Consider the following 13,382-nt stretch of genomic DNA (forward strand, 5'->3'; position numbering starts at 1 on the left):
GTCTGTACACCGAATACCGACTCGCGGGAGGCTGACACCATGCGGAAACTGACCTTCGCCATGAACGTGAGCCTGGACGGTTATATCGCCGCGCCCGGCGACGACCTCGGCTGGAGTGTGCCGAGCGACGAGCTGTTCCAGTGGTGGTCCGACCGGGTGGGGGCGACAGGCACGGCGCTGTACGGGCGCAAACTGTGGGAGACGATGAGTTCCCACTGGCCGACCGCCGACCAGCAGCCGGGTGCCACACCGGCGGAGATCGAGTTCGCCCGCCGCTGGCGGGACATGCCGAAGGTGGTGTTCTCCTCGACGACCAGCACGGTCGACTGGAACACCCGCCTGGTCACGGGCGACGCGGTCACCGAGATCACCCGGCTCAAGGCCGAGGACGGCGGCCCCATGGACATCGGCGGCGCCACACTCGCCGCAGTGGCCATGCGGGAAGGGCTGATCGACGAGTACGCGATCGTCACCCATCCGGTCCTGGTAGGTGGCGGCACCCCGTTCTTTGCGGCCCTGGACAACTGGGTGAACCTGACCCTGGTGGAGACCGGGACGTTCCCTGACGGCGTGGTCCTGACCAGGTACGAGACCAGGCGCTGAGTACCCAACCTCGGATCGGCCCGGGCCGCCCAAGGATCTCGTGGCGCTGTGTTTCGAGGCGATCGTGATACCCGTCCCGGGTCACCGACCGTGCATGTAGGGGATCGGGATCGGGATCGGGATCGGGATCGGTTAATTGTCGCCGGGAAGCTGGCGGATGTAGTCCTCAGGCGAATCCCCGGGTGGAATCCGGTGAGCCTTGTGGTCAGGGTCGTCGTCGAGGGTGATCGTCAGCGACGTGGTGTACGCGCCGGGCTAGGCCCTTTGGGGGCGGCGATACGGTTCCTCGCCGACATACCATGCGTCGGTAGCGACGAAGTCGAAGCCGTCCTTGACCCCTTCCCGGGCGATCATTCATTCCGCCTCGTTCGTTCGACTCTGGGTCTCCTCGATGCGCTGGCGCTGCCGGACCCCGTACGCCGCCTCCTTGACGGCGGCGTCGTCCTCGAGACCTGACCCGAGCGCCCCACCGATGGTGGCGATGGACGCCAGCAACCAGGTGAGCGTGAGGTAGTCGGAGAAGTTCACCCCGTGCCCGAGAATGCGGGACAGCAGTTCCGGGGGAAGAGTGAGACACGCGGTGAACAGGAGCAGGCAGAACAGGGCCACGTGGAGGACGATCACACCGATGACCAGGGTGGCGACGGTCGCGGTGTTGTACAGCGCCGATCGATCGCGCACTTCCGGCGACTTCGGCCGCTCCCACAGTTCGTGATCGAGGATCAGCCAGAGAATCATCGCCACGATCGACAGGATCGTCGCCGCACTCATACGCCATGGGCCCATCGTGTCGGCGAACAACCAGATCGTGTTGGTGGCCAGTGCGATCGCACCCGTGGCGAACGCGCCGACGAGCACCTTCGACAGTCCGGTGACCAGCCGCCACGGCCGGTTCGCCCGCACCATCCCCGACAGCAGTCGCAGTCGCCGCAGTCCCGAGGGCGCGAAGTACCGGATGCCGTCCTCGATCTGCACACACGGGAAGCGTCGTGCCGTGCCGGGGGGCATGAGTTCCGGTTCCCCGAGGATGTGGGCGATCGCGAGTTCGGTGACGGTGCGGATGCGGCGCTCGATGTGGACGCCGCCCACCGCGGCGACGGAGATGAGCGCGAAGAGGTGGTCGGCGCTGACGTCGGCCACCACCGGCAGGGTGTCTTCGCGGCGTGGTAGGTCGGTGAGGTACACGACGATGTCCTCGCCTTCGGAGGATGGATCGACCGCGTCGATCACGTCTGCGAAATCCGCTTGCTCGTCTGAGAGGTACGGCTTGCTGCGCACGCATGTAGTCCACCGGCGCTCGAGGCGGTCACGGCTTCGCATGCGTTGCGGCAGGTGCTCCGCGACGCGTTCGGCGAGAGCCGCAGGTTTGCCCGGATCCGCGATGAACAGCACCGAGGCCTGCTCACCCGCGGCACCGGATTGCCCTCCCTGGAGGTGTTCGTTCGCCTTCACCGTCTTCGCGTACCCGCCCGGTCTGCCCCCAAACTCCCAGGCTGTGGGTGCGAGTCGATCACGGCGCCGCCGCGCTGTCCGTGTCCGGTTGACAGGTCCACCGGGGTCCGCGGAGGCATCGTCGACAAGAGCGGGAATCGGTGGGGTCTTTATGCTGGCCGGTGTGCCGGGGCTGATCGACCGATCCGGCGCGGATGGTCCCTCAAAGCAGGTCATCGATCCTTCACCGACACCCGTCGAACCGGTCACCTAACCGGCATCGCACGCCGTCGTCGCCAGTGGTACGTGGTCATGACCACCCCCGACGGCTGCGCCGAGGAGGCCGCCGACTGGTGCGACCGACCACCACAGCAGTACCCAGGGTGGGGACGGTGGCCCGGCCGAAAATCTGGCAATCGCCGGTATCGGGCCCGGCGGCCCGAATGTCGGCGGTCCGACCCACCTCCACGCCACGACGCGAGCATTCCCAGGACGGCGCCATAGAGCGCCAACGCCGGAACCAACTCGAGCTATCGCCAGACGGCTACGTGCAGTCACTCGGTAGTTCACCAGACCGAGGCTCCCGCCTGCACCCCGTTCGCCGATCCGCTTACGGCGTCCCGGCCCCTGAATCCAGCATCACATGGAAGGATATTCGGTCATCGGATCCTTGCCGAGTGCATGCTGGCGGCCTCGCGTCGCGGCGCGTATTTCGGGACGGTTCCGACTCGGCGGACACGCCGGTCGGTGCGGACGTCGAGTTGGAGGGTGACCCCGGTGACGGACCGCTGTGGGGCGGCCAGGAATCGAGAACTGTCGGCGTCATGATCGCCGGGCCCTCTCACAGAAGCGCTCGGGCAGTGAGCAGGATCACGATTCGACGCGCATTCGGGCGTGATTCGGTGGGCGACCTCGCGGAGCCTGCGAGCGGCGGGTCCGCCGCGACGAACGGTCGAGGACGGCGGGCAGTGGCGAACACCGGGGTGATCCGGTGAACATCACGATCTTTCGGGGTGGTCGCGTCACGTGGCCCACTCCTACACTGGCCGCCGTGAGCCTCCAGATCAGTGATTCCGCGTCCCCGGTGCAGTCGAGCCGGATTCGTCACTCGGCCTTCCAGCAGAAGGTGACGTCGGCGGAGGAAGCGGTGAAGGCCATCGGTCCGGGTGACACCGTCGCTGTCAGCGGTTTCGCCAGTGCCGGGACACCCAAGGCGGTCATCCCGGCCTTGGCTGACCGGATTCACGCCGCCCGGGCGGCTGGCGCGAATTTCACCATCGACCTGCTGACCGGGGCGTCCGTGTCGACGGAGACCGAGAGGATGCTCGCCGAGATCGACGGAATCGCCCTGCGGATGCCCTACCAGGCGGAATCCACGGCACGGCAGAAGATCAACCAGGGGCGCATGGATTACGTCGACATCCACCTCTCGCACGTGGCCCAGCAGGTGTGGGAGGGCTACTACGGTGTGGTGAACGTCGCGGTCGTCGAGGTTTCCGGCATCACCGAGACCGGTGAGCTGATCCCCTCCGCGTCGGTCGGAAACAACAAGACCTGGCTCGACGTCGCGGAAAAAGTCATTCTCGAGGTCAACTCGTGGGTCCCGGACGCCATGGATGGTATCCATGACATCTACTACGGCACAGCTCTGCCCCCGCACCGCCGACCGATCGAACTCACCGGCGTCGAGGACCGCATCGGGCAACCGCATTACCGGGTGGACCCGGCCAAGGTTGTTGCGGTGGTGGAGACGAACGCCCCCGACAGTGCGAGCGCGCTTACCGCTCCGGATGCGGTCAGTGAGGCGATCGCGGCCCACGTGCTGGACTTCTTCGACCACGAGGTGAGGCGTGGCCGACTCCCGGAGAACACCCTGCTGCCACTGCAGGCGGGCGTCGGAAACGTGGCCAATGCCGTCCTCGGGGGACTCGATCGCGGCCCGTATCGGGGTTTGACCTGCTATTCCGAGGTTATCCAGGACGGGATGCTGCACTTGATCAAGCACGGCACCGTCCGGTTCGCGTCGGCTACCGCGCTGGCACTCTCGGAGGCCGGGATCGAGGAGTTGACCTCCAACATCGACTTCTACCGGCAGCACATCCGGCTCCGTCCGCAGGAAATCAGCAACCACCCCGAGGTGGTCCGCCGATTGGGAATCATCGCGATGAACGGGATGCTGGAGGCCGACATCTACGGGAACGTCAATTCGACCCACGTGATGGGCACCAAGATCATGAACGGCATCGGCGGATCCGGGGACTTCGCGCGCAACGGGTACCTGTCGATGTTCCTCAGCCCGTCCACGGCGAAGAACGGAGCGATCTCGTCGATCGTCCCGATGACCCCGCACGTCGACCACACCGAGCACGACACCCAGGTATTGGTCACCGAGCAGGGCCTTGCGGACGTGCGGGGGTTGTCGCCGCGTCGTCGGGCACGGGTGATCATAGAGCGCTGCGCGCATCCGGAATTCCGGCCGCTGCTCACCGACTACGTCGAGCGGGCGACGGCCACTGCGGGAGCCGGCCAGACGCCGCACCTGCTTGGGGAGGCGTTCTCGTTCCACCAGCGGTACCTGGAGTCCGGCTCGATGCGACTCTAGACGGTCACCTTCCCGCCCTCCCGTCGGGCGGTGGACCCTGCGGGGACTCGTCCGGGAAGGCCAGCCGACGCGATCTGAGACCTGGTGGGCCCGATGGCCAATGGTTCGAATAGCGTACTGGCGCAGGGCAGGTGGGCGCCCGTTGACCCGGGGTCGACGGGGGTTGGCGACAGGTCGAGGCCGACAGCCGTTCGGTACGAGTTCGGCTCAACCGATCACCACGTGGCCCGGTACGCGGAGCTGACCAGCCGTAGCGGCAGTTCGTCCCAACGCCGCAACTACTTTGGGCGGACGACAACCAGATGGGGGCGAAGTCGTCGGCGGGATCTCGACGGCCGCAGCGACGTCGTAAATCAGCGCGGCGGCGTATCGACCAAACCTGCGACGTCGATGGCGTACGGTTTCGTCGTGGTCACGTTCGGCCATGTGCCCATCAGGGCAAGTCAATCGCCCACTCACTGCAACGCCCTGAAGTTTAGCTAGACGGTGCCTACGTCAGCGGAGTCGTTCTCACCGTAGGGCTCCCCCTATGCCGGTGCCTATCTGCGGGCGCCGCCACAGCTCCCATGCGAGTCGCAGGACTCCGATCGCGGTAAGAACGGTCAGCGACAAGACGGCGGGGACGGAAATCGCTACCGGAAAAACTAGGAGGGCCGCGGCGGCGGTGAGGAGCCGATCGACGGTGAGCTGATGGTGGTCACGCCAACGGTAGGCCACCTCGGCGGCGTAGAACAGTGCCACCCCACCGGTGAGGGCGAGGGCGGCCAGCGGCGCCAGCGGCTCGTCGATGTGTTCCACCGAAACCCGAGCCCCGAGGGCGAAGAAGACAATCCCCGTGACGAGCGGCAGGTGCAGGTAGCTGTAGGCGTCGCGCGCCAACCGTGCCCGATCGACACCGAGTGTTCGCTGCATACGTTTTTCGGCGCCGGCGGTGAGGCCGAAGTAGGTCCACCACAGGGTGGCCGAGATCAGCACCCCGAGAACCACAGCGCCGAGGACACCGGGACGGCGCAGGTTTTCGGTTGCCCCCGACCCCAGCGCGATGATCGTCTCGCCCAGCGCGATGATGATGACCGAACCGTGGCGCTCGATGAAATACGAAGGTACGACTCGAAGTCCGCTGATTCCCGCTATCAGGGGACTGCCGAAGTCGACCGCCGCCGCCGCGACCCACAGCAACTCACGGTAGGGGGAGGCCACAAAAGCAGCGGCAACGATCAAGGCCGGCCCGACGAGCAGGCCCGGCGCCAGTCGGCGGATCGCCGACGCCAATCCATCCTCGTCGTGGGATGACGAGGCGAGGAACATACCGACGTTGATGACGCGGACGGCGAGCAATGCGAGCCCGAAAACGAGGGCCCCGGTGGTGAATGCGGTCGGCAGTGCGATCGCCGCGATGAGCATCGCCGCCATCGCGACGATGATCAAAGTCGTGTGCATCACCCGCGCCGTTTCGAATGTGTTGGTCAGCCAGGCGTAGCACACCCACGCCCACCACAGGGCGAGCAGAGCGAGCACACCCCGTCCGAAACCCTGCCAGGAGATGTCACTGAGCATCAGGTGTGTGACCTGCGACATCGCATACACGAAGGTGAGGTCGAAGAACAACTCCAGGTTGCCCACCGACCGCCCATTCGACTCCTGCGATCCGTCGGTGTCGGGCTCGCGGCCGGCAGATCCCCCGGCGGCGTTGCCGTCGTAGACCGTCATCGTCGACCAGTGGTCATGATCATCGCCCGTTGCTGTTCACCAGTAATGTTGTTCTCCGATATCACCTTCTCGGCGGTGATCCGCACCAGCAGCATCCCCTCGCCCGCATTGAGCCGGCCGTACTCCTCAGCCCGCTCCGCCCCGACGTCGGTCGCTCGCTGTGCCACCGCAGCTGCTGCCGACCCGGTTGTACAGGTCCCCGTGGCCAGGGGCGTGCGCCTCCATTCCGACCGCTTCGACGCTCACATCCGCGACGTCGCCCTGTCGACGCAGTTCCCTGACGGCGCAGTTCACTGCTCACAGCGCCGCCGCGGCCGCCTCGGCGACGGTCTTGTCCTGCTCTCCGGTGCCGCCGCTGACGCCGACCGCCCCGACGACCTGGCCGTTGTGCCGCAGCGGCACACCGCCGGTGAAGATCATGATGCGCCCACCGTTGGACACGTGTATCCCGTAGAACTGCCCGCCCGGACCCGCGTTGGCCGCGAGGTCCTCGGTCGAGATGTCCAGCGCCCGCGCGGTGAACGCCTTGCTGATCGAGATGTCGATGCTGGCGATCCAGGCACCGTCCATCCGCACGTGGGCCACGAGGTTGCCGCCGGCATCGACCACCGCAATGTTCGACGGCGACTCGATCTCGTCAGCTTTGGCCTGCCCGGCGGCGATCACCCGCTGCGCATCGTCGAGGGACACCGAGGTCTGGTTCACTGTCATGACGCACCCGCCCGGGGCTTCGCGAACTGCTCGACGATGGTCTGACAGAACGCGGGGAGGTCGTCGGGCGAGCGGCTAGAGATCAGGTTCCCGTCGATCGCGACCTCTTCGTCGACGACGTCGGCCCCGGCGTTGCGCAGGTCGGTCCGCAGACTCGGGTATGAGGTGAGCGTTCTGCCTTTGGCCACACCGGCCTCGACGAGGGTCCAGGGACCGTGGCAGATTACCCCGACCGGCTTTCCCGAGCCGACGAAGTCGCGCACGAACGACACCGCCGCCTCCTCGATTCGCAGCTTGTCCGGGTTCACCGTGCCGCCCGGCAGCAGCAAGGCGTCGTAATCGTCGACCGCAACATCGGACACGGCCCGATCTACGGTGAACGTGCCGGCCGCGTCGAGGTCGTTGTTGCGTGCCTGGATTTCGCCGGTCTTCGGCGACAGCAGCTCCGTGTGCCCACCGGCTTGGTGCACCGCGTCGCGGGGTCGCTCGAGTTCGACTCTTTCGACCCCGTCGGCAGCAAGTATCGCGATCCGCTTGCCCTGCAGTGTCATTGCCATCATTGTGCTCCTCTCGGTCCGGGCCGCCTCACGGATGCAGTACGACCTTGGTCCATCCGTCGTCGCGGGCATCGAAATGCTGGTAACCGGATTCGGCCTCGGCCAGTGGCAGTTCGTGGGAGACGATCCAGGACGGCTTGGCACGGCCCTGGTGGATCAGGTCGCGCAGCTGCCGGTTGTAGTGCTTGACGTTGGCCTGCCCGGTTCCGACCTTCTGCCCCTTGAACCAGCATTTGCCCATGTCGAAGGCGATCTTGCCGTGGCGTTCGAGTTCGTCGGGGCCGTTTCGGTCCTGGGGCAGGAAGATCCCGACCACCCCGATGTGGCCGGTGAAGCGCACCGAGTCGACGAGCCGGTTCATCGTCATCGCGGCGTCCTCGTGACCCTGCGGGTCGTGCGCCTGATAGCCGACGCATTCACAACCCTTGTCGGCACCCTGCCCGCGGGTCTGTTCCAGGACCTGCTCGACCGGGTCGCCCTTCGAATCGTCGATCGGAATGACGCCGATCTGCTCGGCGAGCTTGAGCCGGTCCGGATGCCGGTCGACGATCATCACCTTGCTCGCGCCCTGGATCATCGCCGAATACGCCGCCATCAACCCGACCGGTCCGGCCCCGTACACCACCATCGAATCGCCGGGCTGCATGTCCGCGAGGCGGGTGCAGTGCCAGCCGGTGGGAAAGATGTCGGAGAGCATCACGTAGTCGGTTTCCTTGTCCTGGGCATCCTCGGGCAACCGCAGACAATTGAAGTCGCCGAACGGCACCCGCAGATATTCCGCCTGCCCGCCCCAGAACGGGCCCATCCCGGCGAACCCGTATGCGGCGCCGGCCATCTTCGGATCCGGGTGCACCGTCTGGCAGAACGCGGTCAACCCTTCCTCGCAGTTGCGGCAGAAACCGCAGCCGATGTTGAACGGCAGGCACACCCGATCCCCGGGTGAGACCTTGACCACCGCATTGCCGACCTCGGCGACGATCCCCAGGTTTTCGTGACCGAGGACCATCCCGGGCTCCAGGTCGGTGCGGCCCTCATACATGTGCAGATCCGACCCGCAAATATTGGTGCTGGTGATCTTTACCAGCACATCGGTCGGCTGCTCAATCCTGGCATCGGGCATATCCTTCACATGAACCTCACGTGGCCCGTCGTACACAAGCGCTTTCATCTCGACTCCCTGATGCTGCGTTTCCCGGTGGATCCCGGCCCGGCGGCCACAGGCGATGACATGTGAGCGACCGAATGAATCGTGCCGCTGGGGCAGACGCGACAGCGCACGGAACTGAAAACAACACCAAAACGTTGGCACACCACCATGTTTCGCGTCACAGCCGATAAAGCGGGCGCATTCCAGGCGTCGCATTCCATCCACCATGGAGTCTCCTCTTTCGGCTCCACGATTACTAGGGGTGAGATCGGTTTCCTTGATTCGTGGGCACGGGGGCTCCTTCCCTTCACCGGTCGATGGTGTGATGCTGGACCATGTCCACCACCTCGAACAGGAGACCCGACATGGCCACCAAGGCGCTGCTGGTCCGACTCGAAGCAAAACCCGGCAAGGAAAGCGCGGTCGAGGAATTCCTCCGATCGGCGCTGCCACTCGTCGAACAGGAGCCCGGCACGAAGCCCTGGTTGGCGGTACGATTCGGCCCCTCGACGTTCGGCATCATCGACGCATTCCCCGACGAGGCCGCCCGCGACACACATCTCAATGGGCCGGTCGGCAAGGCCCTCGGCGAACGCGCCGACGAACTCTTCGCTGCGCCGCCCGAAATCAGCTACCTCGACGTGCTCGCCGACAAGCTCTGAGCCGCCGAGTCCGCCGAACCTGTCGAATCGTGGTACACAACGACGAGGCGAGCGCAGCCTGACACGTCACCGGGCCCCCACCACACTCCACGGAACTCGGGACATCCTCCGCGCCCACCGCTACGGCACGTGCTGGGCGCCGAACCGTTGCCGCTCGCCACCGGACAGGCGAATCCCGTGCTCACCGATCTGCGCGTGCAAAGCCGCGGTTTCGGTGTCGATCCGGTCGCGCAGGTTGACGGTGTCCAGGGCCGCCCAGCACTGCTCGTCCGTCGCCTCCGGGGCGGGCGAGGGTGAGGTTCTCCCGGACGGTGCCCGAGATCGCGGGCGCGTTCTGTTCCACGTAGCCGCGTGCGACGGTGAAGCTCACCGAGTCGAGGACGGGATGGTCGGGGCGGTACCCGAACCGGGCGTCGCGGAATTGGACCATCCACTACTCGATCGGGGATTTCCCCGTCGCATCTTCAGCGGCTGAGCGTTCGACGATCCGCTCCACCGGATCCAGACGGGAGTTTGCCGACAGAGTCATGGATGGTGCTCACGGCCACCGCAGCCGCAGATGCACGCAGCGTGATCGGGAGCACGCTTGACGAGTTCGATGCTCCAATAGCCGAGGACGGATTCATCGTCGCGCCAATCGTGATGGGGATGCCGTCTGTTGCGAACCAATAGACACTGTCGCTGTTTCCTGGCAGCACGTTGAAAGAGTTCAAGATCGACAACACGTTCATAGCTGCCAGAACTGTCACAACTGTCCGAGCCACGACGAGACGGGGGAGCACGGCAGGAATCAAGCAGAGCAGGATCGGAACGGCGAGGACGAGTAGCAGCGTGTTGCCGTAATCCGACAGCGTTGAGGAAATGCACTCGTCCCAACTGGCGATGAGTTCAGTCCGAAATTCGCCGAGCTGACATTCGGTGGTCCACAGCATCGGACCGAGCGCCCAATCCGCCGACACCGCCGCTGAAAGTGAAGCGAGAGCGACCCACCCGAGACGTATCAGCACCGGCATCCCCCAATCATGCCGGACTGAGTGTCGCGTGCCGCCTGTCCGCCGGCATCGCGTTCGCGGATCCGCTTGCGGCACAGGGGCCAGCAGTCCTCAGCGGTGCGCTTCTTCGACCCAGGAAGGATGTCTTCCACTGGTGTCGCACACCCAGATTCGGGAGTCGTCGCTGTCGAGGTTGACGGTGTCGGTGAGCCAGTAGGTGTCGTCGGGCGCCCATCCCGCGATGACACTCGCGGTGTCGGCGTCGACGGTGATCACGGTGCCCGCCGCGGCGAGGTATCCCGCCACGGTGAGATGTACGCCCTCGTACCGTTCGGAGAGCCGCGGCCAGTCCGGAATGACCCATCGTCCTGAACGTCCGGTGGTGCGGTGCCAATCGTGTCGTTTCTGCGCGGTGACCTCGACGGAGAACTGTCTGCACAGTTCTGCCCACGCCTGCGCACCGTCGACGTCGTACACGCGAGCGCTGGCGGGAATGTTCATTCGTCGCGTGATGGCGCGCTCCCATCCCATGCTGTCCTCGACGAACCACAAGCCGGCTGGGGTCCCGTCGAACAGCGGCCGGGACGAACACCGTGTAGGTGGAGTCGACCACCACCAGCCGGACCAGTTCGCCGACGGATCCGCCGGACGATCGCGTTCTGCTCGCACTTCCTCCGCGGCAGTCCGATCACGGTAGTCACGCAACAGTTCTGCGGTAGTGGAGTCAACGGGATCCGTACCGTCCTCACTCCAGCCCACCGACCACTGATCGGTCGCAGCGGGCGTCGTCCACCACTGCGTATGCGGGGATCGTGCGATGTGCTCGGCGACCCGTCGAAGCTCACGGCGCACCGGCTCGGCGGCGACGAGGATGTCTTCGCCGTCCGGGTCCTGCCAGTAGCGCGCCGCGTCCACCGCGTCGGCGAGGGCCGAACGGAGTGCAACCGCCGTCACCTCGGGCAGCGGCACCTGGGACAGGCGGTGCGCCACATCGTCTGCAGTGAGGACGGTCCGCCGAGCCTCTTCAGCGCCGGGCCCGAACAGCACGCGTGCACCTTCCCGACCGGACTCGAGGTGATACGACGCCAGAAATACGGCGTGATCGAACAAGTCACTGCGGAACTCGGAGTGCAGAGTTCGTTCGGCGTCTCTCGCGTAGGCGAGGAGCATCCGACGCCCACGTGGGCCGGCCAACAATGCTTCTGCGGTAGTCATGTGCTGACCACCCTAGAGTCCCCGAGCCGACGCGCCTCCGAATACGTTCTCACCGCGGGCCGTGGGCCACTGCGGCTGCGAGGAAGCCGGCCGAACAGGCCGCCGTCTGGGCGGCAGTGTGCGTGCAGCCGACTGGTACCGACCACCCCGCCACGAAACCGGACTGGCCTGCCACCGGGCCATCCCCGCGATCGGGGCGAGGACGTCCTGCAGGTGCGGCCGGGGCGCGGGTGTTGTCGGGTCTACCTGCCAAGGCGGAAACTCGCCTGGCACGCCTGGCCGAGGAGCGCGATGCCTTCTTCGATGGAACGCAGCGGGATCGCGCCGTAGCCGATGCGGAAGTTGTTGCGGGGCGGGACCGGTTGTGTGAAGAAGATGTCGCCCCGTTCGATGAGCACACCGCGGGCCTCCGCCTCGCGCACGAGCACCCGGCAGTCGAGGTTCTCCGGGCCGGTCATCCACAAGCTGACGCCACCGGGCGGATACGGCTCCTGTGGCCACGGGAGGTACTTGTCGACGGCCGCGCACAGCCGCTCCCATTTGTGTTTCATCTGGGTGCGGTGGTGGCGCAGCGCGCGGTGGTACTCCCCGCTGTCGATGAGCATGGCCAGGGCCCGTTGCTGGTGACCCGGTGGATGTCGGAGCACGTACCGCCGGGCCTTCCGCAGTTCGCGCACCAGGTCCGCGGGCCCGACGAGGTAGCCCAGACGCAGGCCGGGGGCCAGGAACTTCGAGAACGTGCCGAGATAGACGGCGTCGCCACTGGAATCGAGCGCCTTCAGCGCCGGGCTGGGACTGCCGTGATAGCGGAACTCGCTGTCGTAGTCGTCCTCCACGATCACGGTGCCGGACTCCGCGGCGAGCTGCAGCAGACGCTGACGACGGTCGATGCCGAGCGTCGCGTTGGTCGGATGGTGATGGCTCGGTGTCAGATACATCAGGTCCGTGCCGCGGAGAGTCTCCGGCGGGCGCAGGCCGCGATCGTCGACGTCGATGCCGTACACCTGGGCGCCGGTGCGCAGGAAGATGTGTCGCGCATCGAGATAGCCGGGGTTTTCGATGGCAACCCGATCCTCGGGTCCGAGGAGCACCCGGCCGACGAGGTCCAGCCCCTGCTGGGAACCGACCGTCACCAGAACTTCGTCCGCACTCGCCTCGATGCCGCGCGAGGGCAGCAGATGCTGGCGGATCATGTCGATCAGCATCGGGTCGTCCGCACCGACACTGTCCTGGAGGCTCGCGTAGGCGTGGGGTTGATACAGTGCGTCGCGGAGACACCGCACCCATGCGCGGGCGGGGAAACTGCGGATGTCGATCTGCCCGGCCAGGAACGGGTACGGGTAGCTGTGCCAGTCGACGTTCTTCTCGATGTGCGGGACGTCGGCGTCGGGGTAACGCCGTATACGGGACGACCAGTCGATGCGCGGAATGGTCGCGCGGGCGTCCGATGCCAGCGTCTCGATCATGTCGGGATTGACGAACATGCCCGAGCGCTGGTGGCTTTGAACGAGTCCCTCGGCGATCAGTTCCTGATACGCCAGGTTGATCGTGTTCCGTGAGATCGCGAGATCGACCGCGAGTTCCCGCGAACTCGGAAGGCGGTGGCGTGGATCGAACAGTCCGTTGGCGATGCCGTGTTCGATCGCCCGTCGAACCTGGCGGTAGAGCGGTTCGGCGGAGTTGCGGTCGACCTCGATCAGTGTTCTCGGCACGCATCGCCTCCTGTGGATCCAAGAGTGGCCAGAGGTAGGC

At 66.0% G+C, this 13,382-nt stretch carries 13 protein-coding genes; 3 read left to right on the top strand and 10 right to left on the bottom strand.

Going from position 1 to position 13,382, the window contains the following annotated elements; all coding sequences use genetic code 11:
- The first annotated feature begins 39 nt into the window (after positions 1–39).
- Positions 40–603 (top strand): dihydrofolate reductase family protein, encoded by a 564-nt coding sequence (locus tag JVH1_RS18805; RefSeq protein WP_016884767.1) that lies wholly within the window; start codon positions 40–42, stop codon positions 601–603.
- A 354-nt stretch (positions 604–957) separates the two neighbouring features.
- On the opposite strand, the gene JVH1_RS18810 is transcribed toward JVH1_RS18805, so the two are convergent.
- Entirely contained in the window at positions 958–2,055 is a 1,098-nt protein-coding gene (locus JVH1_RS18810; protein WP_009476635.1) for a hypothetical protein, read from the bottom strand.
- Between the two features lie 1,030 nt (positions 2,056–3,085).
- Between JVH1_RS18810 and JVH1_RS18815 the strand changes: the two genes are divergently transcribed.
- Positions 3,086–4,636: an acetyl-CoA hydrolase/transferase family protein gene (locus JVH1_RS18815; protein ID WP_083849798.1), complete on the top strand. Its 1,551-nt coding sequence runs from the start codon at positions 3,086–3,088 to the stop codon at positions 4,634–4,636.
- Positions 4,637–5,146: 510 nt separating this feature from the next.
- Here JVH1_RS18815 and JVH1_RS18820 read toward each other — a convergent pair.
- The 5 genes from JVH1_RS18820 to JVH1_RS18840 all read right to left on the bottom strand — a co-directional run bounded on the left by JVH1_RS18820 (position 5,147) and on the right by JVH1_RS18840 (position 8,782).
- On the bottom strand, positions 5,147–6,346 hold the full coding sequence (locus JVH1_RS18820) for a low temperature requirement protein A (RefSeq protein ID WP_009476631.1): 1,200 nt from the start codon (positions 6,344–6,346) through the stop codon (positions 5,147–5,149).
- A complete protein-coding gene (locus JVH1_RS18825) occupies positions 6,343–6,513 on the bottom strand; it encodes a hypothetical protein (protein WP_009476630.1) in 171 nt (56 codons plus the stop codon). Before JVH1_RS18825 ends, JVH1_RS18820 begins: the two co-directional genes overlap by 4 nt.
- A gap of 130 nt (positions 6,514–6,643) precedes the next feature.
- Complete coding sequence (locus JVH1_RS18830; RefSeq protein ID WP_009476628.1) at positions 6,644–7,057, bottom strand: heme-binding protein; 414 nt, start codon at positions 7,055–7,057, stop codon at positions 6,644–6,646.
- Positions 7,054–7,614: a type 1 glutamine amidotransferase domain-containing protein gene (locus JVH1_RS18835; RefSeq protein ID WP_043780326.1), complete on the bottom strand. Its 561-nt coding sequence runs from the start codon at positions 7,612–7,614 to the stop codon at positions 7,054–7,056. Before JVH1_RS18835 ends, JVH1_RS18830 begins: the two co-directional genes overlap by 4 nt.
- Positions 7,615–7,642: 28 nt before the next feature.
- On the bottom strand, positions 7,643–8,782 hold the full coding sequence (locus tag JVH1_RS18840) for a glutathione-independent formaldehyde dehydrogenase (RefSeq protein WP_371113001.1): 1,140 nt from the start codon (positions 8,780–8,782) through the stop codon (positions 7,643–7,645).
- Positions 8,783–9,126: 344 nt separating this feature from the next.
- Here JVH1_RS18840 and JVH1_RS18845 point away from each other — a divergent pair, with 344 nt between their 5' ends.
- On the top strand, positions 9,127–9,423 hold the full coding sequence (locus tag JVH1_RS18845; protein WP_009480791.1) for a putative quinol monooxygenase: 297 nt from the start codon (positions 9,127–9,129) through the stop codon (positions 9,421–9,423).
- 181 nt (positions 9,424–9,604) lie between these two features.
- On the opposite strand, the gene JVH1_RS18850 is transcribed toward JVH1_RS18845, so the two are convergent.
- The 4 genes from JVH1_RS18850 to JVH1_RS18865 form a co-directional block, all read right to left on the bottom strand.
- Entirely contained in the window at positions 9,605–9,853 is a 249-nt protein-coding gene (locus JVH1_RS18850; RefSeq protein WP_009476626.1) for an ABC transporter ATP-binding protein/permease, read from the bottom strand.
- Between the two features lie 34 nt (positions 9,854–9,887).
- Positions 9,888–10,436, bottom strand: coding sequence for a hypothetical protein (locus JVH1_RS18855; RefSeq protein ID WP_009476625.1), 549 nt, complete (start codon positions 10,434–10,436; stop codon positions 9,888–9,890).
- Positions 10,437–10,526: 90 nt separating this feature from the next.
- Positions 10,527–11,585, bottom strand: coding sequence for a hypothetical protein (locus JVH1_RS18860; RefSeq protein ID WP_009476624.1), 1,059 nt, complete (start codon positions 11,583–11,585; stop codon positions 10,527–10,529).
- A gap of 287 nt (positions 11,586–11,872) precedes the next feature.
- Positions 11,873–13,342, bottom strand: coding sequence for a PLP-dependent aminotransferase family protein (locus tag JVH1_RS18865; protein ID WP_009476622.1), 1,470 nt, complete (start codon positions 13,340–13,342; stop codon positions 11,873–11,875).
- Between the last annotated feature and the right edge of the window lie 40 nt (positions 13,343–13,382).

Origin of the sequence: Rhodococcus sp. JVH1, assembly GCF_000280725.2 — a bacterium.
GTDB lineage: Bacteria > Actinomycetota > Actinomycetes > Mycobacteriales > Mycobacteriaceae > Rhodococcus_F > Rhodococcus_F jostii_A.